23 protein-coding genes and 1 pseudogene are annotated in these 24483 nt (G+C 58.5%); 10 read left to right on the forward strand and 14 right to left on the reverse strand.

Going from position 1 to position 24483, the window contains the following annotated elements:
• A pseudogene (locus tag P2081_RS16545) lies at positions 1-164 on the forward strand (IS5/IS1182 family transposase); the annotation flags it as partial.
• Positions 165-868: 704 nt separating this feature from the next.
• Here P2081_RS16545 and P2081_RS16550 read toward each other — a convergent pair.
• From P2081_RS16550 to P2081_RS16565, 4 genes are all read right to left on the reverse strand, one after another.
• Positions 869-1618 carry a DeoR/GlpR family DNA-binding transcription regulator gene (locus tag P2081_RS16550; RefSeq protein ID WP_278923976.1) on the reverse strand — a complete coding sequence of 250 codons (750 nt, stop codon included), beginning with the start codon at positions 1616-1618 and terminating at the stop codon, positions 869-871.
• A complete protein-coding gene (locus tag P2081_RS16555; protein WP_278923977.1) occupies positions 1618-3303 on the reverse strand; it encodes an ABC transporter permease subunit in 1686 nt (561 codons plus the stop codon). The genes P2081_RS16550 and P2081_RS16555 overlap by 1 nt, the downstream gene beginning before the upstream one ends.
• On the reverse strand, positions 3300-4334 hold the full coding sequence (locus tag P2081_RS16560; protein WP_278923978.1) for an ABC transporter ATP-binding protein: 1035 nt from the start codon (positions 4332-4334) through the stop codon (positions 3300-3302). Before P2081_RS16560 ends, P2081_RS16555 begins: the two co-directional genes overlap by 4 nt.
• Positions 4335-4419: 85 nt before the next feature.
• The gene (locus tag P2081_RS16565) at positions 4420-5427 is read right to left on the reverse strand and encodes an ABC transporter substrate-binding protein (protein WP_278923979.1); all 1008 of its coding nucleotides are present in this window, start codon (positions 5425-5427) and stop codon (positions 4420-4422) included.
• Between the two features lie 206 nt (positions 5428-5633).
• Here P2081_RS16565 and hisN point away from each other — a divergent pair, with 206 nt between their 5' ends.
• Complete coding sequence (gene hisN / locus P2081_RS16570) at positions 5634-6446, forward strand: histidinol-phosphatase (protein ID WP_278923980.1); 813 nt, start codon at positions 5634-5636, stop codon at positions 6444-6446.
• 228 nt (positions 6447-6674) lie between these two features.
• Here hisN and P2081_RS16575 read toward each other — a convergent pair whose 3' ends face one another.
• A complete protein-coding gene (locus P2081_RS16575) occupies positions 6675-7310 on the reverse strand; it encodes a class I SAM-dependent methyltransferase (RefSeq protein ID WP_278923981.1) in 636 nt (211 codons plus the stop codon).
• Between the two features lie 513 nt (positions 7311-7823).
• Positions 7824-8861: a zinc-dependent alcohol dehydrogenase family protein gene (locus P2081_RS16580; protein WP_278923982.1), complete on the reverse strand. Its 1038-nt coding sequence runs from the start codon at positions 8859-8861 to the stop codon at positions 7824-7826.
• A gap of 140 nt (positions 8862-9001) precedes the next feature.
• On the opposite strand from P2081_RS16580, the gene P2081_RS16585 reads away from it, so the two are divergent.
• The gene (locus P2081_RS16585) at positions 9002-9481 is read left to right on the forward strand and encodes an Lrp/AsnC family transcriptional regulator (RefSeq protein WP_278923983.1); all 480 of its coding nucleotides are present in this window, start codon (positions 9002-9004) and stop codon (positions 9479-9481) included.
• Positions 9482-9491: 10 nt separating this feature from the next.
• On the opposite strand, the gene P2081_RS16590 is transcribed toward P2081_RS16585, so the two are convergent.
• Together P2081_RS16590 and P2081_RS16595 are read right to left on the reverse strand one after the other, a co-directional pair.
• A complete protein-coding gene (locus P2081_RS16590; RefSeq protein ID WP_278923984.1) occupies positions 9492-9671 on the reverse strand; it encodes a hypothetical protein in 180 nt (59 codons plus the stop codon).
• A complete protein-coding gene (locus P2081_RS16595; protein WP_278923985.1) occupies positions 9668-11272 on the reverse strand; it encodes an FAD-dependent monooxygenase in 1605 nt (534 codons plus the stop codon). Before P2081_RS16595 ends, P2081_RS16590 begins: the two co-directional genes overlap by 4 nt.
• 90 nt (positions 11273-11362) lie before the next feature.
• On the opposite strand from P2081_RS16595, the gene P2081_RS16600 reads away from it, so the two are divergent.
• A complete protein-coding gene (locus tag P2081_RS16600; RefSeq protein WP_278923986.1) occupies positions 11363-12052 on the forward strand; it encodes a helix-turn-helix transcriptional regulator in 690 nt (229 codons plus the stop codon).
• 188 nt (positions 12053-12240) lie between these two features.
• On the opposite strand, the gene P2081_RS16605 is transcribed toward P2081_RS16600, so the two are convergent.
• Genes P2081_RS16605 through P2081_RS16615 form a run of 3 tightly spaced genes read right to left on the reverse strand, consistent with a single transcriptional unit; the run spans position 12241 to position 15260 of the window.
• Complete coding sequence (locus P2081_RS16605) at positions 12241-13002, reverse strand: ABC transporter ATP-binding protein (protein WP_278923987.1); 762 nt, start codon at positions 13000-13002, stop codon at positions 12241-12243.
• On the reverse strand, positions 12996-14063 hold the full coding sequence (locus tag P2081_RS16610; protein WP_278923988.1) for a FecCD family ABC transporter permease: 1068 nt from the start codon (positions 14061-14063) through the stop codon (positions 12996-12998). Before P2081_RS16610 ends, P2081_RS16605 begins: the two co-directional genes overlap by 7 nt.
• 60 nt (positions 14064-14123) lie before the next feature.
• Complete coding sequence (locus tag P2081_RS16615) at positions 14124-15260, reverse strand: ABC transporter substrate-binding protein (protein ID WP_278923989.1); 1137 nt, start codon at positions 15258-15260, stop codon at positions 14124-14126.
• A gap of 123 nt (positions 15261-15383) precedes the next feature.
• Here P2081_RS16615 and P2081_RS16620 point away from each other — a divergent pair, with 123 nt between their 5' ends.
• Entirely contained in the window at positions 15384-16148 is a 765-nt protein-coding gene (locus P2081_RS16620) for a class I SAM-dependent methyltransferase (RefSeq protein ID WP_278923990.1), read from the forward strand.
• 90 nt (positions 16149-16238) lie between these two features.
• On the opposite strand, the gene P2081_RS16625 is transcribed toward P2081_RS16620, so the two are convergent.
• The 3 genes from P2081_RS16625 to P2081_RS16635 are packed head-to-tail and all read right to left on the reverse strand — an operon-like array spanning position 16239 to position 18676.
• Positions 16239-17462 (reverse strand): CaiB/BaiF CoA transferase family protein, encoded by a 1224-nt coding sequence (locus P2081_RS16625; RefSeq protein WP_278923991.1) that lies wholly within the window; start codon positions 17460-17462, stop codon positions 16239-16241.
• A complete protein-coding gene (locus P2081_RS16630) occupies positions 17459-17887 on the reverse strand; it encodes a PaaI family thioesterase (protein ID WP_278923992.1) in 429 nt (142 codons plus the stop codon). The genes P2081_RS16625 and P2081_RS16630 overlap by 4 nt, the downstream gene beginning before the upstream one ends.
• 3 nt (positions 17888-17890) lie before the next feature.
• Positions 17891-18676: an IclR family transcriptional regulator gene (locus tag P2081_RS16635; protein ID WP_278923993.1), complete on the reverse strand. Its 786-nt coding sequence runs from the start codon at positions 18674-18676 to the stop codon at positions 17891-17893.
• Positions 18677-18821: 145 nt separating this feature from the next.
• Here P2081_RS16635 and P2081_RS16640 point away from each other — a divergent pair, with 145 nt between their 5' ends.
• The 5 genes from P2081_RS16640 (at position 18822) to P2081_RS16660 (ending at position 24472) form a co-directional block, all read left to right on the forward strand.
• Complete coding sequence (locus P2081_RS16640; protein WP_278923994.1) at positions 18822-20381, forward strand: acetate--CoA ligase; 1560 nt, start codon at positions 18822-18824, stop codon at positions 20379-20381.
• Positions 20382-20417: 36 nt separating this feature from the next.
• Positions 20418-21554 (forward strand): FAS1-like dehydratase domain-containing protein, encoded by a 1137-nt coding sequence (locus tag P2081_RS16645; RefSeq protein WP_278923995.1) that lies wholly within the window; start codon positions 20418-20420, stop codon positions 21552-21554.
• Between the two features lie 34 nt (positions 21555-21588).
• The gene (locus P2081_RS16650; protein WP_278923996.1) at positions 21589-22104 is read left to right on the forward strand and encodes a TRAP transporter small permease; all 516 of its coding nucleotides are present in this window, start codon (positions 21589-21591) and stop codon (positions 22102-22104) included.
• Position 22105: 1 nt separating this feature from the next.
• Positions 22106-23107 carry a TRAP transporter substrate-binding protein gene (locus tag P2081_RS16655; RefSeq protein ID WP_278923997.1) on the forward strand — a complete coding sequence of 334 codons (1002 nt, stop codon included), beginning with the start codon at positions 22106-22108 and terminating at the stop codon, positions 23105-23107.
• Positions 23108-23182: 75 nt separating this feature from the next.
• Complete coding sequence (locus P2081_RS16660; RefSeq protein ID WP_278923998.1) at positions 23183-24472, forward strand: TRAP transporter large permease; 1290 nt, start codon at positions 23183-23185, stop codon at positions 24470-24472.
• Positions 24473-24483: the final 11 nt, after the last annotated feature.

The following is a 24483-nucleotide window of genomic DNA, read 5'->3' on the forward strand; positions in this document are numbered from 1 at the left end:
ACCCGTTCGGCACAATCAAAGCCTGGATGGGTGCGACGCACTTCCGGATGCGCACGCTCAAGAATGTCCGCACCGAGATGGCATTCCATGTCCTCGCCTACAAGATCAAGAGGATGATCAACCTGATCGGGGTGCGTGGGCTTCTTGCCGCAATTCCGGTCTGATTAGGGGCGCTCAGCTCAAATCGCGCCCAATTAATCGCCACAAAAGCACAGATTCAGCGCCCTCCGGCGCACAAGGTGCCACAATGGTCAAAAATCCGGGTGCCTCCACAAAATCAACCGAAAAATCCTCTTCGTCGAGAAATCAAGCGAGTTTCCACACGCCCTCGGCTGGCTGCAGCCATTGTTGCTAAGGGCTAATGAGGTCAGTTCACACTTCTCGTTTGCACGTGAACTAAACCGCAGCCGAAAGGGTGGGTAGGTTGCGACGGTTGTCTGCTCCCGCAACCAATAAATCATAACAAAATAAGACACTTAACGCCTCCCTTGGGAGGCTTTCTGCGTTGCTGCTATATGCGCAGTGCTGCAACGGTGCTACGCGCCACAGCAAACAACAGCAGCAAAGGCGCACTGCATTCCCAACCCGTGGAAGCACTGTGGAAGCAGTTCGCGCGCGAAACACAGCGACAAGCTCCCTTCCAATACAATCCTCAAATGTGAAAACTAACAGGACATACTGTCGGTGCTGTCGGTGCCGTCAGCCGCATGGGACAGGTCCAAACGAAAAGCGCCCGACCGTCGCCTTGGTTTGAGAACAGGCTAACCTTGAATGCCGGACATTTCAGGAGCGCAGGGCATTTCGAATGAAAATGGGACTCGCGTCATTCAAAACAGGACTGGCAAAGCTGACAGCCAGACCCAAAGGGCTAGACGACTTCAATGTTGGTGTTTCGGAACTGATCCAGCAGGGCTTCGGGTGCGGCGCGGTTGGTGATCAGTGTTCCGATCTCTGCCACGTCCCAGGCACGAACACGATTGGTGGTACCCAGTTTCGTGTGATCAGCCAATGCGACGGTCCGCAGGGCTTGCGCGGCCATCGCGATGGAGATTTCGGCCTCTTGCAAGTCATAGAAAAAGGACCCTTTTTCCGGGTGCAGGGCAACGGGCGCAGAGAAGCAGAGTTCGACCTCAAAGCGACGGATCTCCGATAGCGTGAGTTCGCCCACTGTGGCAGGCACATCGGTAGCGATCCGGCCGCCCAGCAGCAGTACGTCCATTCGACCTGCCTGCAGTGTTGTGGCAATGTCCAGTGAATTGGTGATAACAGAAACGCCTGGGACTTTGATCAATTCGCGGGCGAAGACAGCGGTGGTTGATCCGGCATCCACCATGATTGTCTGGCCGGGCTGGATCAGGCCGACCGCTTTCTTGGCCATTTCGGATTTAGCCCGGATCTGCGTCGACATGCGTTGGTGGAAAGGATCCTCTGAACGGGCTTCGGGCAGGACGGCACCGCCGTGTACCCGCGTCACTTTGCCAATCTCCTCAAGGTCGAGCAGGTCCCGCCGCACGGTTTCGCGCGACACGCCCAGCATTCCGGCAAGGTCATTGGCGCTGACCTGCCGGTTCGCGGTGAGCATCGACAAAATCCGCTGGTGACGCTCCTTTGCCCACATCAAGCCATTCCCTTGTTCCGACTGCGACGTCCGATAAGCGCCAGAGTTATCCTCATGGACAGGATCGCTACACAGACCACGGCCATCACGCAAGTGGAGAAGGCCGCCGCCTGTGAGGTCAGCCCGGCATCGTCGAGGCGCATGATCGTCACGGCGGCGACACTCAGGTTTGGGGTGGTCAGGAAGACCACGGCTGAAAGCGTCACCATGGAGCGCATGAAGAGGAAGAAAAAGACGGAGACCAGCATTGGCGCGACAAAGGGCACAACGATATCCCGGGCGGTGCGGCCAAGTCCGGCGCCAAGACTACCTGATGCTTCCTCCAGTGCAGGCGGCAATTGGCGAAAGCCTGTTATCACGGTCAGGAACCCCTGTGTGTGGTAATGGTAGAAGTTGATGATGGCGATCAGCGCGGCGGTACCATAGAGCAGGTAAAGCGGTGTCGCAGTGGAGTTGAAGGTCAGGATATAGGCCAGACCGAGGACCATTCCAGGAACGGCGGCAGGCATCGCCGCGAGGATCTGTATCGGCTGGGCGAGCGCTTGCGGCAGGCGGCGCAGGCCAAGCCCCAACATGAACACAGCAATGGTTCCGCCGACCGATGCCCCCAAGGATACGACGATGGTCATCCAGAGGGACGAATACCCGCCTGCCAGGGTAATGTTGTAGTGTTTGAACGAAAACGACATGTTGTAGGGCCACAGTTTTACAAAACTGGCATAGATCACGATCCCGATGACGGCGACAATCCCCGCACAGATCAGCAGTGAAACCGTTGCGATGCTCAGGTCGCGCAGCGGTGAAAAGCTGGGTTGGTAGGCGACCTGTCCGGTGGTCTGCCCTGCCTGCTGCCGCTTCATGGCCTGCCGTTCGATGCTGTAGGAAATCACCGTTGGCAGCAGCAGCATGATGCCAACGACGGCGCCCATGTTGAAGTTTCTCTGCCCAACAACCTGACTGTAGATCTCGGTTGCCAGCACGGAATAATCGCCACCGATCACGGCGGCATTGCCAAAATCGGTGATGGTGATGGTAAAGCAGACAAAGGCTGCGTTCAGGATACCGAACCGCGCGGCAGGAAGCGTCAGGTCGCGGAACTGTCGCCATGGGGACGCGCCCATGACCTCGGCTGCCTCGTAGGTGCGCGCGTCCAACAGGACCAGTGCCGCACCGATGATCATAACCGCCTGTGGCAGCGCGTAGAGCGTGTTGGCGATCAGCAACCCCCAGAAGCCGTAGATCTCGATCTCGATCCCAAGCGCCCGACTGATGACGCCATTGCGCCCCAGCAGAAAGATAAGCCCAAGTGCCTGCACCAGCGAAGGCGCCAGCAGTGGCAGGACGATGATACCTCGGATCAGCCATTTGCCCCTGAAGGCACAGCGATAGAGGCCCTGCGCAAGGATGAAGCCCAGAAAGACACTGAGCGCTGTGGTCGCGCCGCCCATCGTCAGTGAATGCCGCGTCGCCCGCCAGAAACCGGCAGAGCCAAGCACCTCGGTGTAATTGCCGATTCCGTAGCCGTCTGCGACGGTGATGGAACGCAAAAACACGATGACCATTGGATAAGCAAAGAACAGGATCAGCCCGATCAGTGGCAAGCCAACGCAGGCCAGCGTCAAGAGCCGGTCGGCGTCAAGGGACTGGCGCGAGCGAGGGCGGGAAGTCTGGTCAATGCTGCTCATGCTGGAATGGCCTTGGGCTGATCGGCGTCATCAAGAACCCAAGTGCAGTCCTGTGATGCGATGCTCAGGTGGACTTTGTCGCCTGTGCAGCAGCAGGGTCTGCCGTGGGTCTCGACCAGTAAAGGTCCGGTGGGACTGTCCACTTCCAGTCGCTGAAGATTGCCTAGAAAGCTCATGCTGCGCACTGTAGCGGTGCCATCCTCGGCGGGTATCAGCTCGATCTGTTCGGGGCGGATGCAGGCCAGATATGTCTCTGTGCTTGCGGGGCGTGTTGCCAGCAGATCCGGGTAGAATTTTGCCACGTCTTCGGCGGACAGCAAATTGCTGCTTCCCATGAACTCCGCCACGAACCGTGTGGCAGGACGGTGGTACAGATCCTCGGGCGTGCCCGCCTGAACGACGATGCCATGGTTCATGCAGATAATCTTGTCGGCAAGTGCCAGGGCTTCTTCCTGGTCATGGGTCACCATGAGCGTCGGGATTTCAAGCGAGCGCTGCACCTGCCGGATCTCATCGCGCAATGTCGCACGAACCTTTGCATCCAATGCCGACAGGGGTTCATCCAGCAAGAGGACCCGTGGATCGACCGCAATTGCCCGCGCCAGGGCGATCCGCTGTTGCTGTCCGCCGGACAGCTGACCGGGGAGCTTATTGGCCACCTGCGGGAGCTTCACCAGCTCCAAAAGCTCTGTCACCCGCGCTGCGATTTCGGATGAGGGAACATTGCGGATTTTGAGTCCGTAGCCGATGTTTTCGGCTACGCTCATGTTTGGAAACAGGGAATAGGACTGGAAAACAATGCCAAAGCCTCGTTTGCGGGCGGGCAGGTCCGACAGGGCCACCTCTTCGAGCGTGATTTCTCCTCCGTCCAGCTCGGTCAGCCCTGCGATAAGCCGCAGCAGGGTGGTCTTGCCGCATCCCGAAGGGCCAAGCAGGCAGACAAATTCTCCCTTCTCGATCTCGATGGATACGCGGTCGAGCGCGGTAAAGGTGCCGTAGGTTTTTGTGGCGTCACGGACGGTCAGATACATCGGGGTGCTTTCCTTGGCGTTCGGGCGGTCCACGACCAGGCCCGAAATTGTACCGGGGCGGCTCTTGGCCGCCCCGGTGTTTGGCTCAGCGGCCGAACTTCTCTTTCCATTGTGCTTTCACAGCGCTTTGCTGGGTCGACGCCTCAACAAAATCTACATCGGCAAGGATCGTCGAAATATCAGCGGGCAGGCCAGCGGCCTCGGCTGCTTTGGATGCGTCAACACCTGGTATGGTGATCAATGCCTTATAGCTTTGATACAATCCGATGGCTTCGTCTGACATGGTCCAATCAAGGAATGCCTGAGCGGCCTCCTTGTTGTCCGAACTTGCCATCAGGCCGGAGGCCTCTAGCTCGTAACCAACGCCACCTTCGGGAAAGACCATCGCCAATGGGTAGCCTTCTTCGATCGATTGCATCGCGGTAAAGGCCAGCGAGATGCCGACGGTATATTCCCCCACACGCGCCGCTTTGCAGGGCTTTGACCCAGAAGAGGTATACTGCGCCATATTGGGGTCGATGGCTGCGAGTTTGGCCCAGCCGGCCTCTGTACCCATGCCCTGCAAGACCGCGTTGACGTGCAGATACCCGGTGCCGGAAGAATTCGGGTCAGGCATCACCACCTCGCCCTTGAAGGCAGGATTCTCAAGATCCGCCCAGCTGGTTGGCATCGGCAGGCCTTTTTCTTCCAGTCGGGCTGTGTTCACGCAGAAGGCGCCCATATAGCCGATCGGGGCGAACCACTTCCCGTTTTCGCCACGGAATCTGTCAGGGAGCACCTCGACCCCAGTCGCCTCGTAGGGCTCCATCATATCAAGGATCTGCGGGTCCATCATGGCGCTGACCGCCCAACCCCAGATCACATCGGCCTGCGGGTTCCCGGCCTCGGCCAGAAGCCGCGCACCCAGCTTACCGGTGGAGAGGCGCAAGACGTTGATCTTGGTGTCGGGCATCGCCGCCTGCGCTGCTGCAACATATGCGGCGATCTCTTCTTCTTCCAAGGCGGTGTACACAGTCAGGTCATCGGCAAGGGCGGGCGCGGCAAAGCCGAGCGCCGCCATTGTAAGAGCGGTGGTCTGCATCCAGGTTTTCATATTGATCTCCTTGTTGGTCCATACTGTTGGCCCGGACCTGTATCCGGAAGACTGCGGGCCCTTGCGAAGACCCGTTCTGATTGCCCCGTTCAGTTCTTTGAGCTTGGGGTTATTTGTGTAGTCTTGCGTTTTTGTGGCATTTGTCTACAATTAATTTGCAACGCAGGTAGTCACAGCCTGCCAGAACCCGCATTCGAGGAATTTTTATGCAGATGATCCCCCCCCATCCTGAAACGGACTTGAAGGCTCAATTTGCAGCGAGTCTGGCCGATGCGACCGACGCCATGGCCATGACCTTTTTCCGAAAGCCACTGGATGTTGAGGCCAAGGCTGACGATTCTCCGGTCACCCAGGCGGACCGGGCCATTGAGAAAGAGATGCGGCGTCAAATCTCTGAAAGGTTCCCCGCAGATGGCATCCTTGGCGAAGAGCAGGAAGCCACGCGGCTGGATGCGGCCAATCTGTGGGTCATTGATCCGATCGACGGAACCAAGAGCTTTCTCTCTGGCATGCCAACCTTTGGCACGCTGATCGCATGTCTGATCGATGGGAACCCCGATCTTGGGCTGATTTCCATTCCGCCCACCGCCGAGCGTTGGATTGGTCAGCGTGGCAAACCTACTCTGCTGAACGGCACCCCTTGTCGGACGAGCGGCAAGACTCTGCTCCGCGATGCTATTCTATATACAACCAGTCCGGACAGCTTTGATGTCGCGGGTCTGGCGCAGTTTGAAGCGCTTTCAAAGCGGACCGCGCTGCGGCGTTTTGGCGGCGACTGCTATGGCTATGGCTTGCTGGCGTCAGGTCATGTCGATCTATTGTTCGAGATGAACCTGCAGCCCTATGACTACATGGCGCTTGTTCCGGTAATCGAAGGCGCGGGCGGTGTGGTCACCGATTGGGATGGCCAGCCGTTGACGTTGCGCTCCGAGGGGAAAGTCGTGGCAGCTGCCAGTGCCGCGCTGCACGCGGAAGCGCTGGCGGCACTGCGCCGGGATGAAAGTGATCCGCAATCCTGAACTTGCCCAGGGGGGAAGCTTTCTCTGGGCGTCGCGGTCAAACCTGGGGGAACGATCATGGTGAATATTCCGAAACAAGGCGTCGCGGTGGACGTCCGAAGATCTGAGGTGTTCAACTTCTCGACTAGCTTTGCTCTCGCAAATTGGCTGCCTTAACCGGCACATCAGGGTGGCTGTTCGTTTGGTGCAATCTGTCCCGTGCTACAGCGGCGCCGGGGCTGGATCACGCTACTGGGCTGACCCCTCTGCTCTGCGTCTGAACATGCTGAACTGGAAGGATTGGCTCGCACCGCCTGGTGTCGTGTGCAGGTGATGACACTGTTTCACGGGGATGAACTCTCGCCCCAGGCATTCTGCCAGTGTCTCTGGACTGTAGCGCACCACTGGCAGGCCGCTGCATTTTTCGGGGCCGTTGAGGTCAAATGTCGCTAGTATCGCCCACCCTCCGGGCGCGATCGCAGTTCTTAGGGCCGTGAGATAGGACGCACGATCCTGGGGGGCGGTCAGGAAGTGAAACGTCGCCCTGTCGTGCCAAAGGCTATAATGCCGCTCCGGTTGCCATTCGGTGATGTCGGCAGCGACCCATTGAACCTGCTCTGCAACATCGCCGAGCCGCTGCCGAGACATTTCCAGCGCGGTCTTGGAGAGATCGAGGACGGTCAGGTCGGTAAAGCCGCGATCGAGCAGAGCATCCACCAGGTTCGAGGTGCCGCCGCCGATATCGATCAGTGCCGCATCGCGGCTGACATGAGTCCTTTCGATCATCTCAAGAGAGATGGTAGGGGCGTCCTGATACCAGCTGACCTTGGCCTGGTCTTTTGTCGTGTAGATGCGCTCCCAATGATCGTTAGGCTTGCTGGTCATTTCTTTCTCCAGAAACTCTACCGGATTATATCAGATTGCGCGCCCGATGCACCTGTGACGGTGAGATGGCGATCAGGTCGCCCTCATGCAGTGCCCCATCGTCGCGCCGATCGGCCACCGGAAAACCGGACATTCGGTGTAGGACGCCAGCCCAGTATTATGTTGCTTCGGCTGGCTTTTGAGGCACTTGGTATCGGCCGTCACAACCGGTATTCGGGATAGTGTTGGCTGGCTCTGCATCATTACTTCCCGCACTGCACGGATGCGCCAGCCGATATCCTCGGGGCCGAGGCGCGCCGGGTTGACCCGACCGCCCTTGACGACATGAACGCCGAAATCACGGGTTCACGCTGCTTCTAGGCAGTCTGAGAGCGGCAGCAAAGTAATCCATCCCAATCATGATGGGATCGACGGGGGGCTCCTCGACTTTTTCAAACATGAGCTCCCCCTTTACAATTTCAGCTTCGCGCGTCCGGCATGCTGTCTGCATCTTGCGCATCTGTCGCCGCATTTTCAGAACCGGGTGATGACGGTGGCGCCGACGGACTGGAACTTGTCCATGTTCATCAGGGCCTCGGGCGCATCCGCAAGGTCGATCTGATTGCCCACCAGCCGCGCCGGATCGAGTTTGCCGCTGGCCACCATGTCGAGCATCGCGCCGTAGCGGTGCGCCTGCATCCCGTGCGAGCCGAGCAGCTCAATCTCCTGCGCCACGATCTTGGGCATGGGCACGGCGGGGGCGGCGTGCTCGCCCAGCATCAGCCCGACCTGAATGTGTTTTCCCCGCGGCCGCAGGCAAAGGATAGAGTTTGTCATGGTAACAGGATGGCCGAGCGCGTCGAGCGAGACATGCGCGCCGCCCCGCGTGATCTCCTTGATTGCTTCGGCCACATCGGCCTCGCCACCGTTGATGACGGCCACAGCACCGAGGTCTTTCGCGAGGTGCAGCTTTGCCGGATCGAGATCCACGCCGATGACATTGGCCCCGGCAGCGGCCGCAATCATGACGGCCGACAGGCCAACGCCGCCGCAGCCATGCACGGCGACCCACTGGCCCGCGCTTACCTTACCTTGATCAATCACCGCGCGGAAGGATGTCGCGAAGCGGCACCCGAGGCTGGCCGCGGTGGCAAAATCCATGCTCTCGGGCAGTGCCACAAGGTTCAGGTCTGCCTGGTGAATGCCGACATATTCGGCAAAGGATCCCCAGTGCGTAAAGCCAGGCTGTTCCTGGTGCAAGCATACCTGCTGGTGCCCCGCGTGGCATTCGGAGCAGCTGCCGCAACCGCAGATAAATGGTACTGTGACCTTGTCCCCCACCTTCCAGTTGGTGACATCCTTCCCCACCGCCTCGACCACGCCCGCCAGTTCATGTCCTGGAATATGCGGCAGCTCGATGTCGCTGTCATGTCCCATCCAGCCATGCCAGTCGCTGCGGCAGACACCTGTTGCTGCGACCTTCAATACGACTCCATGCGCCTCGGGGCTCGGGTCATCCACCATGGCCAGCTTGGGGGCCTCTTGGAACTTTTCAAACAGGACAGCTTTCATGGTGGTGTCTTTCCGTTGCGGTTTTCAGGTGCGCAGATCATAGCGTTCAGCCTGGAAACAACTTTGCCAATCTTGCATGATTTCCGGTAATCTGGGGCGGGAACCCCTCCCAATTCGCCAATTTCGAAAGGTTTCTGCCCTTGCCTGACATTGATGTTGTAAATTCCCACATCCTGTCCCTGCTACAAGACGATGGCCGCATGACCAATGCAAAGCTGTCCGAAAGGCTGGGCATGAGCGAAACACCCTGTTGGCGCCGCCTGAAACGGCTGGAGGAGAGCGGCGTCATAGAGGGCTACCAGGCCAACCTCAACCGGCGCAAGCTGGGGCTGGGTGTCATGGCCTTCGTGCAGCTTCGCTGTTCGGAACACGATCAGGCCGCAACGGCAGAGTTTCAGCGGATCGTCGAGACGACCCCGAACATACTGTCCTGTCACAATACCACGGGCGCAGACGATTTCCTGTTGATCGTCGTTGCCCGAGATCTTGACGATTACAGCAGCTTCGTCGACAGCACCCTGCGCCGCCTGCCGGGAGTGACCAGCATTCGCTCAAACCTTTCGCTGAAAGAGATGAAGGCATCTAACAAATTGCCAGTACTGCCACCTGCCGCATCGTGATTTTGTAACATCAGTCGGGGCTGGTGCGGGCTGCCTCGGCGATGAGGTCACATATACGATCAGCGTCGCCGAGTTCATGCGCCAGCAAGAGGGCGATTTTGGCCAGGAACAGATCCCGCTTGTCGGCTGTCAAGGAATCCAGTGTGGTGGCCAGAGCGTCATAGACGCGCTCAATGTCGATTTCTGTCATGTCAAATCTCCATGATTGCGGGCAAGGGCCGCCATGACTTGTGCTGCCGTTGCCTTGGTCCAGCGGGATGCGACATGCATGTCGGGACGAATGAGGTATGCGCCATCTGCACCAAGTTGCAGGGCCATATCGACCGCCGATCCTGTCGGGATCACAACATTCGTCAATTCATCGTGCGACACGGCCTCGGAAATGGCCGTGCTGCAGGTGACGAGCGTGAAGCCGCTGCCAAGCAGATCGGTCAAATATCCGCTATGGACACGCACTTCCGGTAATACCGCACCGGGTAATGGGCCACCGTTAAACCCCACATCATCCATTTCGGTGATCGGGCTGTCGGAATAGGTGTAAGGCGTCATCTGCCGCGGGTTGGCAAGCTGCCCGGCAAAGGGATGGCGCAGCGCGAGGCTTAGCGCAGCGTCTCTCATAAGCTGCCAGCCGGGCGTCGGCGGCGTCATGAAACGCGCCGATTTCGAGGCATTGGCAAAGACATCCAGCGTCGCACCGCGGCGCTCTGGTGAATAGCTTTCGAGCAACGCGTCTTGCGCGCGGCCATCCAGCACCCGCGCGAGTTTCCATGCGATGTTCTGCGCATCTGCCAAACCGTTGTTCAGCCCGCGCACCCCGAAGATCGGCACGATATGCGCGCTGTCCCCGATGAAAAACACCCGGCCATCGCGGTAGTCGTCCAGCGCCAGGGTGTTGGCGGAATAGATGCTCCACCATTCAAGATCCCATGTTCCGTCATAGCCCAGATCGTCCAGAACCGCCTGCACCGAAGCGCGTACGGTGGTCTCGGCGATGGCTGCGTCTGCATCTTCGTCGTCGCGCAGCTGATAATCGATCCGCCAGATGTCGTCGGGTTGCTTGTGAACCAGCACCGTCCCGCCCCGTCGGCAATCCGGATCGAAAAGCGCCCGGCGGATCGTCGGGTAATCATGCGCCATCTGCACATCGGCGATGACATAGCGGCCTTCATAATTTTCCCCCTTCAGCCGCAGCCCGCGCATCTTGCGGATTGCGCTGCGCGCGCCATCAGCGGCCAGAACCCAGTCGGCGGTCATCTTGTAGACACTCTGTGGATCGCGCACCGTCAGGCATAGGCCACCGTCCCGATCTTCGATGCCCTCGACGGTGCTTTGCCAGCGCGTTTCGATCAGCGGTTCCCGTGCGATGGCGTCCCAGAGGAATTGTTCGATGTACTGCTGCTGGATGTTGTACATCGGGCGGTATTTCTCGTCCGGGCCATCTGGCATATCGAATTCGAGGATCTGTTGCCCCCGGTAGAAGCTGCGCCCCGTCGTCCAGCCAAGCGCCTTGTCGAGAAAAGGCGCCACAACGCCGAGTCGTTGGAGAATGTAAAAGCTCGACCGCGAGACACAGATCGCGCGGCTGCCGTCGTTGAATGTTGATTTTGCATCGAGGAGCACTGATGCGATCCCCTCTCGTGCCAGCGCCAAGGCCGCCGTCATGCCCACCGGTCCCGCGCCAACGATGGCCACGCGCGCGCGCCCCTCAAGATGTTTGCGGTCTTCCGGGGCTTTGAATTGCGGATAGTCGAAATATAGCGATTGCGTTTCTGCGCGGCCCTGCGGTCTCATGTGGTGTTCTCCCTCGAATAAGGCGGAAGATAGCAGGCCGGGCGCGACGCCGTCTGTCCCCTGCCTGGGGGGACATGCTACTGTCTGCGCATGTTACCGGATGCACTTAAGATCGATGCCTGCCTTGCTGCCCTGGGATCAGAGAGTTTTCCTCTGGTCTATGTCGATTTTGTCGAGACCCTGGGCGTTGACCAGATCATGATTTTTGCCATCGAAGACGCGCGGGCGCGGTGTCTGCTGTCGTGCCATTACGCCAATGCAGCCCTCGCCGAGCAACTGGCCTCGGCATATCTCGACGGGTGTTTTCTGCGCGATCCGCTGCTGCCTGATCTGCGAGAGGCGCGGCCGAACTGCATCGAGCTGCGCACCCTGGAAGAGATCACCGAAGCGATGGACCAAGACTACCGCGAGAGGTTCTTTGATGCGCCGGGGTTGACAGCAAAGTCCACGGTGCTGGCGGTGGGCGAACGGCTTCGGTTGTTCGTCAGCCTCTATTGTGCCGATACAGGCAATCCCGATCCGGGGCTGTCACGCCTTGCCGGGCGGTTGGCACTGATGCATTTCGAACGCGCGGAGGACACAGGTATCCCCGCCGCCCTCGCCATTCTTAGCCAGCGCGAACAGGCCGTCTGCGTTGGTATCCTTTCGGGGCAAAAAGCCGAAGTGATCGCCGCCGACCTTGGTGTTGCGCCCTCCAGCGTGGTGACCTACCGCAAAAGGGCCTACGCCAAGCTTGGTATCACATCGCGCGCGGGTCTCTTCGCGGTCTGTTCTGGATAGCTGTTCCAGGTCCCGTCAACTGGTGAACGAAGCATGGCAGCATAGGGGCAGGATCGCGTTGCAAAGATCGCTGCGCAGTCCGGTCTTCTGACGCGGTCAATTTCTAGGGTGAGCTTCAGCTGAGCCATGGCCCCCCACCGCGTTCAGAAACACCGGCGAAGTGATGCATACCCCAGAGGGTAAATCCATCACAGTGCAAGCTGTGCGGTTGGTCCGTCCACGATCATCATGGGGCAGCCCTGCGAGCAGCGTTCTACCCGGCTGTTGATGCCATAGAGGCGACGGATCAGGTCTGGGGTCAACACGTCAAGCGTTGCACCAGAAGCAAGGATCCGGCCTTCCGCCAGCGCCACGGTTGCGGTGCAGCAGCGCATCACCTGATTGAGGTCATGCAATGCCAGGACCATCACGGCACCGGTTTGTTCCGCATAAAGCCGAAGTGCCTCCAGAATCTCGTACTGGCGGTTGAGGTCAAGCGCCGAGGTCGGCTCGTCCATCAGCACCACTTTGGGGCGGCTCACCAGCGTCTGGGCGATGGAAACCGCCTGCCGCTGCCCGCCAGAGAGTTCCGACAGCTGCTGATCTGCCAAGTGAGAGAGGTTGAAGTGGCGCAGCGTCTCGTCCACCGCGCCCAGTTCTGTGGCCGATAGTCGCCAGCCGCCACCGCCCTGTTTCAGTGCCAGAATAATCGATTCATAGACCGTCAGCGCGGCGGTCATGCCCGTGTCCTGCGGCATGTATCGCAAGTCATGGGCTACCGCCCCCTGCAGCCGGATGTGACCGGTGCCCCGCAAATGTCCGGCGATACGGCGAAACAGGGTGGATTTCCCGGCCGCATTTGCCCCAACCAAAGCGGTGAGTGTGCCGCCCTGTATCTCTGCCGTTGCATCGGACAGGATTTTGCGTCGGCCATAGTTTGCGCCGATGTGTTCCAGAGACAGGGCTACCATGATTTGCGTCCTTTCGTCAGGATCAGTGCCGCAAAGAAGGGAACGCCCACCAAGGCAGTAATGATGCCGATGGGCAGGACGGCACCGGGCAGGATGGCTTTGGACAGTACCGAGGTGGCCGAGAGGATCACGGAGCCTGACAGCATCGCGCCGGGGAGAAAGAAGCGTTGATCCTCTCCCAGCAGCAACCGTGCCACATGCGGCCCGACAATGCCGATAAATCCGATGGTGCCGACAAAGCTGACGGGTACAGCCGCAAGCACCGAGACCAGGACCAGCGCCTCAAGCCGCAACCGTTTGACCGGAACCCCCATCGCAGTGGCCCGGACCTCGCCGAGCCGGATTGCTGTTAGCGCCCAGGCGCGACGGGCAAACAGCGGCGTACAGACCACGAGAATCGCGGCGGTAACAGCGACCTTGCCCCAGGTTGCCTTGGTCAGGCTGCCCATGGTCCAGAACACCACCGCTGACAAGGCCTGTTCAGAGGCAAAATACTGCAGCAATGCCAGCGCCGCGTTGAAGGAAAACACCAGCGCGATGCCAAGCAGGACGATGGTTTCCACCGTCACCCCCCGCAGCGTCGAGAGCCCGAAGATCAGCAGTGACGCAGCCATCGCCATGGCAAAGGCGTTGATTGGCACCATCAGCGCGACCGCGCCGGGAACCAGTGCAACCCCCAGCACCATTGCCAAGGCTGCTCCGAAACTCGCCGCAGCCGACAGGCCGAGCGTAAAGGGGCTGGCGAGTGGATTCGCCAGGATCGTCTGCATCTGCGCCCCGGCAAGAGACAGGCTTGCCCCGACAGTCACCGCCAAAAGCGCCATGGGCATCCGGATGTCCCAGACGACAACCCGCATCTGCAATTCGGCGCCCCCCGGCGCAAAAATTGTCTGCAGCACATCCCACACGGGATAGCGCGCAGGTCCAAGCGAGACGTCTACTGCCACCGACAGCACCAGTGCGAGTGTCAATCCGACAAGGATTGCGATGCGCCGCGCCACCAACCTTCGGTAGCTGTGCGTGCTCGCGGCTTCCGGGGTTTGTATTTCCATGGTGGTCATTGTGTCTCCAATGGTGAAGGGCGGCCCGGTCACAGGCCGCCTTGCTTAAATACGGATGGTTTAGTTGGTTGCAGCGTCGCCCAACGAGACCCAGTAGCCGGGCTTGTAGTCCACCGGCAGAAAGCGCCTGTGCAGTTCTTTCAGCGTCGCTTCGGGATCAAGATCGGGGAAAAGGTCCGGGTGCAGCCAGCCTGCCAGTCTCTGCACGGCGATGAAGCTGTAGGGGGAATTGTAGAACTGGTGCCATATGCCATGGACCTGATTATTTTGCACGGCGGTCACGCCGGTAAAGGCAGGCCGTTCTGTCAGGGCGGCAAGCTTGCGCGTCGCTTCGGCAAGATTAGAACCTGGCCCCATGCCGACCCATGCACCACCGGGCACATAGGCGTCCCAATTGCCGCCAGTGACCACGATCTGGTCCGGGTCAGAGGCGATGACTTGCTCTGCGTTTACCGTGCCAAAGGTGCCGGGAATGAACTCGGACCCCATATTGGTGCCCCCCGCAAGCTCTACGAAACGGCCAAAGTTGCCATTGCCGAAGGACATGCAGCAATCCTCGGAATAGCCGCCGGCGCGCTCGACAAAGACCAGCGGGCGCTTCAGGTCGTCCTGTGCGTTGATGACATCCGTAACGCGGGCGAGCTGTTCTTGATAGAAGGTGTTGAATTCTTCGGCTTTGCTTTCTTCGCCAAAGAGTTGCCCGATGATGTGCATCGACTGCGACGTATGTTCAAAGGGTTTCTCACGAAAATCGACATATACGATGGGGATGCCGACCTTGGCCAATTTCTCTTCGTACCCCGCCTCGTCGGTGGCCGCCTTGGCCTCAAGGTTCATGATCAAGACATCGGGGTTCAGGGAAACCGCCTGTTCGATATCGAATGAGCCATCCTTGAAACCGCCGAAGGTCGCGATATCCGACAGCTGCGGGAATTTCTCGGCGTAGATCTCGTAGCTTTCCGGAGAGGCCTGGCGGAAGTCGTCACGCCAGCCAACCACCCGTTCGAACGGGTTTTCGCGGTCCAGCACAGCGGCAAAGAAGATCTGGCGTCCCTCACCAAGGATGACACGCTCAACCGGGGCGTCGACCGTGACATCGCGCCCTGCAATGTCGGTCACGGTGATCGGGTCGGCAAGCGCAATGCTTGCAGCAAAGAGGCTTAGGGCGCTGGCGCCGAGAATGGAATGAAGGGTCATGTGGTGCTCCTGAAGAGGGGTCTTGGATGCTCGCCTATTCTTTCTGAGTTTTTCAGTCAACTATAAAGTTGACAGTTTTACTATGTTAAGAGTAGTTGGAGAAAACGACACTGGAGCGGCACGTTGACATCAAGCAACCGAGATTTGCGCGACGAAATTCGCGACTATTGGTCTGATCGCGCTGCTACCTTTGACGATGAACCGGGCCACCGCATCGCCGATGGCAGCGAAATGGCCGCCTGGGAGGCCTTGTTTCGCCGTCATCTGGGGGATGGGGAAGGGCGTGCGCTGCTGGATCTTGCCTCTGGCACTGGCGAGATCGCGCGCCTGTGCCAAAGGTTGGGCTTTGTGGTGACTGGTCTTGACTGGTCGGAACCGATGTTGGAGCGGGCACGCAGCAAGCTGCCAGAGGTGACCTTTCTACAGGCAGATGCAGAGCGCACGATGCTGCCATCAGCCAGTATGGATGTGATCGTCACCCGCCACCTGGTCTGGACCTTGGTGGATCCGGCGGCGGCCTTTGCAGAATGGTTTAGCGTGCTGCGCCCCGGCGGGGTCCTGCTGGTTGTGGATGGTGATTTCGTGTCACGCGGCTGGCTGGCGCGGATGCTCTTGCAGCTGGGATCAGCCGGGCGGCGTCGGTCCAGTGTTTCGGCCGCTGCCACCCGACACGAAGATATTCTTGCGCGGGTACATTTCAGCGCAGGGGCGCGTGCCGATGCGGTGGCCACGATGCTGCAGGCTGCCGGATATGGCGAGGTCAGCATCGACACGCGACTTGCATCAATCCACCGCGCACAAGGGGCGCAGTTTGGCTGGCGCAAATCCATGCTGCGCCGCTCTGAACATCGCTATGCCATTCGTGCCTGCAAGCCGGGGCAGCCCTGAATGCGGGTGCCGGATTGCAGAACAGGCCCAGAGGAAAGCGGGCGGGTCACAAGCGGGTCTGATCGGACAGAGTACACCTGATGGCCTGCCTTATGGCAGACCTTTCACCACCCCTTTCGCAACCAGTTTCTGGATATCCGACGCCTGAAGCCCCAACTGGTCGGACAGAACGTCAAAAGTGTTTTCCCCCAGCATTGATGGCGCTTTGGCTTTGGCCGGACCAAGGCCGTCGAACCGGATCGGACCGCGAACCAATTTCATGTCGCCGATTTGCGGATGTGTGATCTCTTCGACCAGCCCCTGTTTGGCAACATGCTCTTGTTCAAGCGCCTCGCCGATGGACAGGATCGGCGCGCTTGGCACGTCGAATTCTTCCAGTCTTTGCAGCCAGTAGGCGGTGGTGTCTTGGGTCATACGCGCGTGGATGATGGGTTGTAGCGCATCGCGATTGGCAAGCCGCGCGTCATACAGCGCAAAGCGAGGGTCTTTTATCAGGTCTGCGCGGTCGAGGCAGCGGGCAAAGTTATGCCAGAACCGTTCGGTCAAGCAGGCCACGATGACGTGCCCGTCCGAGGTTGGGAACGACCCGTAGGGAACGATGCTGGGATGCTGGGTGCCAACCGGTTGCGGGCTTTGACCGGAAACATAGTAAATCTGCGAGAGATACCCCTGCAGCGCGATCAGGCTGTCGAGCATTGCAACCTCGATATGCTTGCCGCGCCCTGTGGCGTTGCGTTCATGCAGGGCCGCGAGCAAGCCAAACAACGAAAAGATACTGCCGGCCATATCGCCCAGGGGAATGCCCAGCTTGTTCGGAGCCTGCCCCGGTTCACAATTGACGCTCATGACGCCCGACAGCGCCTGCGCCACGATGTCAAAAGCGGGCTTGTCGCCGTGCGGGCTGTTGGCGCCAAAGCCAGTGATCGAACAATAGAGCAACCCTTCATTTTCGGCGCGCAACGTGTCATATCCGAGGCCCAGCCGATCCATTACACCGGGGCGGAAATTTTCCAGCACAATGTCGCTTTGCTGTGCCAGGTCTTTGGCAATCTGCATGCCTTCGGGTGATTTCAGATCAAGTGAGATGCTTTTCTTGCTGCGATTGAGTGCGATGTAATAATGGCTCATGCCGTTTTGAAACGGGGGGAAGTTGCGGGTCTCGTCGCCGGATGTGATCGGTTCGACCTTGATAACTTCGGCGCCAAGGTCCGCCAGAACCATGCTGGCATATGGGCCGGACAGAATGCGTGAAAAGTCGAGAACTTTGATGCCTGCCAGCGGGCCAGCAGCGGTTTGTTGTTGCGTATCGCTCATGATTTTTCTCCCGAAGTCTTTGAAATTTTCATCACTGCCGAGGCACTTGCGATCAGCCTGTCGTCACAGGTGATGTTGGCATCGACGAACACCAAAGACCGCGTTGCTTGCCGAATTGAAGGCTGGATTGTCAGGAAGTCTCCAGCATGGGCGACGCCCAGGAAGCGCGTTTCCATTTGCACGGTCACTGTGGGCTGGCGATCTGCCGCGTTCCACGCGGTAATCGCAATCACCTGATCCAAAAGACTGGTAAGGACACCGCCGTGAATAATCCCCAGATGGTTCTTGTGGCTTTCATTGGTTTGCAGCGCATACCTGTGCTTGTGCTCCGCACTCTTGGCGCGCAAAAGCGGACCGATCAGCGCCATGAAGCCGTCAATCTTCATTTCTCGCCACTCTTCCGACGCGATGTCATGTGTCGTCACGATCTAACTCCCAGTGTCTATTTGTATTTTTTCGATGTCTTCCCGGATGGCCATCATTGCCTTGACCAATTTGGGGATTTGCTTGTCCTGCAGGCGTTCGGAAATACCGATGGCCACGATCGAGCGGGTCATCTTGCGGCTGGCGCCAAAGACCGGAACGGCAACAACCGTCACGCCGGAAATATAGCTTCCCTGATCCACCGCGTAGCCAAGCTCGCGCGCCTTTGCGACTTCTTCGCGCCATTGTTCAAGCGAGGGGGGATGATCCCAGGTCAGCTTGTGGAAGCGCTCTGTCAGCTCTGCATCGTCCTGCACGTTGAAGGCGGCGAACAAGCGGCCCGTGGCGCTGATCAGGGCTGGAAAGCGGCTGCCCAGATCCACCTGAAGCCGGAATGGAATGTTGGATTGCGACAGGGCAATGACCACCATCTGCCCCGGTTCAGACAGTTGGGTGGCAATACCGGTCACCCCGAATTTGTCGGATAGTTCTGACAGTTTTGGCTGAATCAAAACCGAGAATGTATTGCGCTGAAGGGCGGCACGCGCGAGGGGCAAAATGCCAATTCCGATCGTGTAGCGCTTCAGATTCGAATCGAATTCAACCAGGCCTTCATCTTCGAGAACGCGCAAAATGTGCAGACAGGTGCTGGGGATCAGCCCAAGCTCTCTCGCGATCGGATTTACGCCCACCGGCTCATTCGAGCGGGCCAAAAACCTCAATATTGCAAGGGCGCGCGTGACTGCAGGCACCTGCCGTTTGGTTGTGGGTTTCTTGTCGTCGCTTGTCATTTCAGGCCTCTTTCCAATGTCATTTCATTGTATATGTACAACAAGATAACCATATTGACAATAGATGATCGTTATCCCTACCCTTGTCAACGAGCCAGGGCACACCTTCTGGGGGCCTGCTGAAAATTTTGGGGAGGAGATGGGAATGACCCGCTTGACGGAATTCACGTCCTATGCGGACGCTCAAAAGCATTACTCGAAAGAGAAGCTTTGGGAGCTGTTCGACGGCGATAGAGCGCAGTTCAACATTGCGCATGAATGCCTTGATCGGCACGTCGACGGGGACAACGTGGCGCTTCGGATCGCGCATTCTGACGGCGCTGATGAAGTTCTGACCTTTGAAGAGGTGTCACGCCGATCTTCGCAGATCGCGCATTATCTGGACGCCAAGGGCATCAAGAAAGGCGACCGCGTTGCCGTGATGATCGAACCCTCTCTGGCCTTCTATTCGGCGATGTTTGGCGTGATCAAAAGCGGCGCGGTCGCGGTGCCGATGTTTTCGCTGTTCGGGCCAGATGGAATTCGTTTGCGTGTCGGTGATTGCAAGCCTGCAGTGTTCTTCACCAATTCCGAAAAGGCCCCCGATGCCCTTGCAGGGGGCGCCGAGAATGTCACCGTGGTCGATCAGGATTTCCTGGACGGGTTGAACGATTTTCCTGCATCCTATGATTGCGCCACGGCAGGCCGCGATCTGGCGGTTCTGCAATATACCTCGGGCACCACGCGTGCGCTGCCCGCAGCTGTCAAACACAGTCACCAGTCGATTGTAACGCTGATGGTTGCCGCGCTCTATGCTACGGGCATTCGCCCCGGAGATCGTTTCTTCTGCCCGTCTTCGCCCGCTTGGGGCCATGGTCTGTGGCACGGTACACTTGCGCCGATGGCGATGGGCGTATCGACGGGCACATTCAGTGGAAAATTCGATGCCGTTCGCCTGCTGCGGGCCCTGCATGATTTTCGCATCACCAACCTGACGGCTGCGGCAACGCATTACCGTATGATGCGCAATTCTGGCGAAGCCGAGAACTTCACCTATTCCTTTGACAAGCTGTCCTTCACCGGCGAGCCGATCGACTCGGAAACCGCGAGCTACGTTGAGCAGGTTTTTGGCACCAAGGTGCGTTCGATGTACGGCACCACCGAAATTGGCGTCATCATCGCCAACTATCCCGGCGCCGATGATCTGGAAGTGCGCGATGGCGCAATGGGCAAGGCTGTGCCCGGCGTCGAAGTGGAGGTGCAGCGGCCAGACGGATCGGCTGCAGATCCCGACGAAACCGGCGAGCTGATGGTCAAGAAACGCGGTCAGTGGTTCCAGACCAAGGATCTGGGCCGGGTCGATGCCGATGGCTATTTCTACCACGGCGGCCGGGCAGATGACGTGATCATTTCCGCAGGTTGGACAATCGGCGCGGTCGAGGTTGAAGACGCAGTGCTGAGCCATCCGACAGTTTCCGAATGCGCGGTGATCGGCGCCCCCGACGCGCTGCGCGGGCTGGTGGTCAAGGCCTATATCATCCTCAAGGGAGATGAGACGCCTGACCTGGTCCAAAGCATTCAGGATCATGTGCGCTCCAGGCTCGCCCGCCACGAATACCCCCGCCAAATCGAATTTGTCACCGACCTGCCAAAGACACCGGCCGGGAAAGTGAACCGAAAAGTCCTGAGAGATCAGGAAGCTGAAAAACTGGCGGCAGCGGAATAATCCGACCCGCCACCCCCATATACCAAGGAGAAGAAGATGAACGACATGACACGGAAGTTTCCGAAAATCACCGATGAAGGTCTGGAAGATCTGCGCAAACGCGTTGGCGTAAAGATCGAAAGAACGGTTGAGCCTTGGTGCTATGAAGCCACCCGCGACAATATTCGCCACTATGCCCACGGCATTGGCGACGACAATCCGCTGTGGTGTGATCCCGAATATGCCAAGACCACCAAATACGGTGATGTTCTGGCGCTGCCCAGCTTTCTGTTTTCGACCAGCCGGATCATTTCTGGCTATGTTGGTGGCCTGCCGGGCGTGCATGCCATGTGGTCGGGTGCAAACTGGACATGGCACAAGCCGATCCTGCGCAACACCGAGTTCCGCACCGAGGCCTATCTGAAAGACTTGATCGAGCATGATACCCGTTTTGCTGGCAAGGCGATCCAGCAGATCTATCACGTGGATTTCTATGATGCGAAAACCGGTGAAATGTTGGCCGAGGCCGACAGCTGGTGTTTCCGTACCGATCGCGACCAGGCGCGCGAAAACGGCACCAAGTACACCGAGGCCAAAAAGAACGGTCGCAAGGTTTGGACCGATGCAGAGCTTCAGGAATACTACAAGTATTACGAACAGGAAACCATCCGCGGTGCCGAGACCCGCTATTGGGATGACGTCAACGAAGGCGACGAACTGCCAACAATGGTCAAGGGCCCGATGACAGCCACCGGCTTTATTGCCTATGCGCAGGGGTGGGGCGGTCTCTATATCCGTGCCAACAAACTGGCCTGGCAGTTGCAGCAGAAACACCCCAGCGCCGGACCAAAGAACAAATTCGGTATCCCCGATTGCCCCGAGCGGGTGCACTGGGAAGAAGAATTTGCCCTGGAAGTCGGCGCACCGGGTGCCTATGACTACGGCCCCGAGCGCACATCATGGCTAACACATCAGGTCACAAACTGGATGGGTGATGATGGTTTCTTGGCAAAATCCACCTGCGAAGTGCGCCGCCACAATCCAGAGGGTGACATCATCCTGATCCACGGTAGCGTCGTTCGCAAGTTTGAGGAAGATGGGCGTTACCTGCTGGAAATCAAGCAGCGTGCAGAACAACAAGATGGCGAAATGTCGGCTGTCGGTACGGCAATCGTCGAACTGCCAAAACGCTGAGGTCCACCACGATTCAACTGCTGGGGAGGCACCGTTGAAACCACTGGAAAAACTTCTGATAAAAATCGAGGACACCCTTCATCTCGGAGGGTGCCTCGGCCTCGTCGCCGTCGCGGCGCTGATCAATGCGGATATTCTGCTCCGGCTTTTCTTCAACAAGCCGGTGCAAATCCAGTTCGAACTGACCGAGCTCTACCTGATGCCGGCTCTTGCCACCCTGTCCCTGTCGCGGGTCTTTCGCGACGGTGGGCATCTGGCGCTGGATTTCATGCCGCGCCACCTACCTGGCGTTCTCGATACGGTAGTCGCCAAATTGCGCCTGCTTTTGCCTGCGGCATTCTTTGCTGCAGTCACGTGGATGTCCGGCAAGTTTGCTTTCAAAGCAATCCTGCATGGTGATGTCGAATACGGGGCAATCGATTGGCCGCTTGGCTGGGCCTACGCCGTTATCCCTTTGGGATGCAGCGTGTTGCTTCTGCGGCTGCTCTACGATGCGTTCAACCCGGAACCCCTGCTTGAGCGCACAACAAATTCAATGGGAGGAGAATGAGATGAAACATACGAACAAGTTGTTTGCAGTCGTCGCAGGTGCATTTGCATTTGCTGGTCTGACAGCCCAGGCGGAAACGCTACGGTTGGGTGACTTTCAGTCGACCAGCCATATCGTTTCAATCGAGGGAACGGCAAAATGGATGGAATCCGTGACCCAGGCCACGGACGGCGCAATTACATTTGAACATTTCCCCTCGCAACAGGCGGCGAAATCCAAAGCGCAGCTGGATGCAGTGAACAATGGTATTCTGGATGCCGCCTTGCTTGGCGCATCCTATCACGCCGATGCCTTGCCGCTGAATTCGGTGGTGGGTCTACCGGGCTACTACAGCTCTGCGGAACAGGGCACCGCGACCCTGCAAAAGATGCTTGCAGACGGCCCCCTGCGCGATGAGATTCTGGCCGCTGGCGTGACCCCCATTTTTGGCTTTGTTCTGCCACCCTATCAGGTGCTGGCCAAATCGCGGCTGGGGATGCCCGCCAATTGGGCCGGTCTTGACGTGCGCACCTCGGGATCGACCCAGGCGATGACGGCACGCGCGCTTGGCGGGGTTGGCATCTCTATTCCCGGCCCAGAGGTCTACACTGCGGTTGAACGCGGTCGCCTGGATTCCGTCTTGTTCCCGCTCGCTTCTGTTCCGGGATACAAGCTGAACGAGGTTGTCAGCCATATTTCGACCAATGGGTCCTTTGGCGGCTACAGCTTTATCATGGTCGTGCGCTCTGAACTGTTCGATGGCCTGTCGGATGAAGTAAGGGCCACAATGCTTGAGCTTGGCAATGAAAGCGCGATCCGCGTGGCGCAGGCGCAGGATGCTTCGGTTGAGGGCTTGATCGAAGAGTGGAAAGCAGAAGGCATCGACACCTATGCGTTCAGCGAAGAAGAGCTGGCGTCGATTTCAGACGCTTTGCAGGCTGTCAGCGTTGATTGGGCCGAACGTCTTCAGGATGACAAAGCCTCTGCTGTGCTCGCGACCTATCGCGCACTGACCAGCGAATAAATCCACGTTCCAAAACACATAACCGGGCGGTCGTTTCGGCGACCGCCTGCCACTTACGGAGCGCAGGTTACCTAGATGCTTACCTTTATTGTCATCCTTATTCTTCTGGCCGTTCTTATGGCAGCACGGGTGCCGATCGCCTTTGCCATGGGCATTGCCGGCACACTTGGCCTCGCGGCTCAGCTTGGGGTTCGCCCTGCACTGGCGGTGTTGGAACGGACGTTCTTTGACTCGTCTGCCTCGTTCATCTTGGTTGCGATCCCGTTGTTTATCCTGATGGCGGAACTTCTGACCGCAGGGGACGTCACGCGCCGCGCGATCATTGCCTGCCAATCTTGGGTCGGCCATTTCAAGGGTGGTTTGGCCATCGCGACGGTTGGCGCCTCTGTGCTACTTGCAGCGCTGGTTGGCAGCTCCACTGCCTCGACGGCTGCGATGTCTGCCTCGGCCTTTCCAGAGATGCGTCGCCATAACTATTCCGACCGGCTTGCCGCTGCTGTTGTAAGTGTTGGTGGCACCTTGGCGGTGGTTGTTCCGCCCTCGATCGTGCTGGTGGTCTATGGCGTGCTGACCGAAACCTCGATCGGCAAACTGTTCATCGCCGGGATCATTCCGGGCCTGCTGACCGCATGTGGCCTGGGCGTGGTGATCAAAATCATCGCGCATACCACAGATCAGGCCCCTAAGGGCGAACCCTTTGTCTTAGGTAAAGCCGTCAAGCAAAGCCGACACGTTCTGCCGATGGTGTTGCTGATGTTTGCTGTCATTGGCGCAATTTACGGCGGCATTGCATCGCCGTCGGAGGCAGCAGCCCTCGGGGTGATGGGATCGCTTGTGATCGTGCTGGCGCAACGCACATTGAGCTTTGTGCAATTCAACCGGTCCGTCAGCAGCGCAATCCGCGCGACAGTGATGATTGTCACAATCATCGCCTGTTCGGCGATTTTCTCCAACTACCTTGCCTTTACCCGCATCACGCACAGCCTGCTTGAATTTGTGGCAACCACCGACATGCCACGTGAAGTCATCATTGGCATCATCATTCTGGCCCTGCTGATCATGGGTATGTTCATGGACCAGCTTGCCATTTTGTCCCTGGCCATGCCGCTGGCCTTTCCGACGGCAATGGCGCTGGATTGCAATCCGGTCTGGTTCGGCATTGTGGTGACCAAGACGGTCGAAATTGGCCTTTTGACACCGCCGTTGGGGCTGAATGCCTATGTGGCCTCGGCACAGACAAAAGTACCGCTGAAAACGATCTTCAAGGGGGTTTTGCCCTTCCTCGGGATGGAAATTGTCGTGCTGATCCTGCTGTTGGCCTTCCCGTCGATCACGTTGTTCCTGCCCGAACTCATGAGCAACTGACGCTCAACCCT

The organism is Pseudophaeobacter profundi, from assembly GCF_029697505.1.
Taxonomy (GTDB): domain Bacteria; phylum Pseudomonadota; class Alphaproteobacteria; order Rhodobacterales; family Rhodobacteraceae; genus Pseudophaeobacter; species Pseudophaeobacter profundi.

Coding starts and splice junctions, on each gene's coding strand:
- P2081_RS16550 (WP_278923976.1), bottom strand. CDS start 1,618: ATGTGGGCAAAGGAGCGTCACCAGCGGATTTTGTCGATGCTCACCGCG.
- P2081_RS16555 (WP_278923977.1), bottom strand. CDS start 3,303: ATGAGCAGCATTGACCAGACTTCCCGCCCTCGCTCGCGCCAGTCCCTT.
- P2081_RS16560 (WP_278923978.1), bottom strand. CDS start 4,334: ATGTATCTGACCGTCCGTGACGCCACAAAAACCTACGGCACCTTTACC.
- P2081_RS16565 (WP_278923979.1), bottom strand. CDS start 5,427: ATGAAAACCTGGATGCAGACCACCGCTCTTACAATGGCGGCGCTCGGC.
- hisN (WP_278923980.1), top strand. CDS start 5,634: ATGCAGATGATCCCCCCCCATCCTGAAACGGACTTGAAGGCTCAATTT.
- P2081_RS16575 (WP_278923981.1), bottom strand. CDS start 7,310: ATGACCAGCAAGCCTAACGATCATTGGGAGCGCATCTACACGACAAAA.
- P2081_RS16580 (WP_278923982.1), bottom strand. CDS start 8,861: ATGAAAGCTGTCCTGTTTGAAAAGTTCCAAGAGGCCCCCAAGCTGGCC.
- P2081_RS16590 (WP_278923984.1), bottom strand. CDS start 9,671: ATGACAGAAATCGACATTGAGCGCGTCTATGACGCTCTGGCCACCACA.
- P2081_RS16595 (WP_278923985.1), bottom strand. CDS start 11,272: ATGAGACCGCAGGGCCGCGCAGAAACGCAATCGCTATATTTCGACTAT.
- P2081_RS16600 (WP_278923986.1), top strand. CDS start 11,363: ATGTTACCGGATGCACTTAAGATCGATGCCTGCCTTGCTGCCCTGGGA.
- P2081_RS16605 (WP_278923987.1), bottom strand. CDS start 13,002: ATGGTAGCCCTGTCTCTGGAACACATCGGCGCAAACTATGGCCGACGC.
- P2081_RS16610 (WP_278923988.1), bottom strand. CDS start 14,063: ATGACCACCATGGAAATACAAACCCCGGAAGCCGCGAGCACGCACAGC.
- P2081_RS16615 (WP_278923989.1), bottom strand. CDS start 15,260: ATGACCCTTCATTCCATTCTCGGCGCCAGCGCCCTAAGCCTCTTTGCT.
- P2081_RS16625 (WP_278923991.1), bottom strand. CDS start 17,462: ATGAGCGATACGCAACAACAAACCGCTGCTGGCCCGCTGGCAGGCATC.
- P2081_RS16635 (WP_278923993.1), bottom strand. CDS start 18,676: ATGACAAGCGACGACAAGAAACCCACAACCAAACGGCAGGTGCCTGCA.
- P2081_RS16640 (WP_278923994.1), top strand. CDS start 18,822: ATGACCCGCTTGACGGAATTCACGTCCTATGCGGACGCTCAAAAGCAT.
- P2081_RS16645 (WP_278923995.1), top strand. CDS start 20,418: ATGAACGACATGACACGGAAGTTTCCGAAAATCACCGATGAAGGTCTG.
- P2081_RS16655 (WP_278923997.1), top strand. CDS start 22,106: ATGAAACATACGAACAAGTTGTTTGCAGTCGTCGCAGGTGCATTTGCA.
- P2081_RS16660 (WP_278923998.1), top strand. CDS start 23,183: ATGCTTACCTTTATTGTCATCCTTATTCTTCTGGCCGTTCTTATGGCA.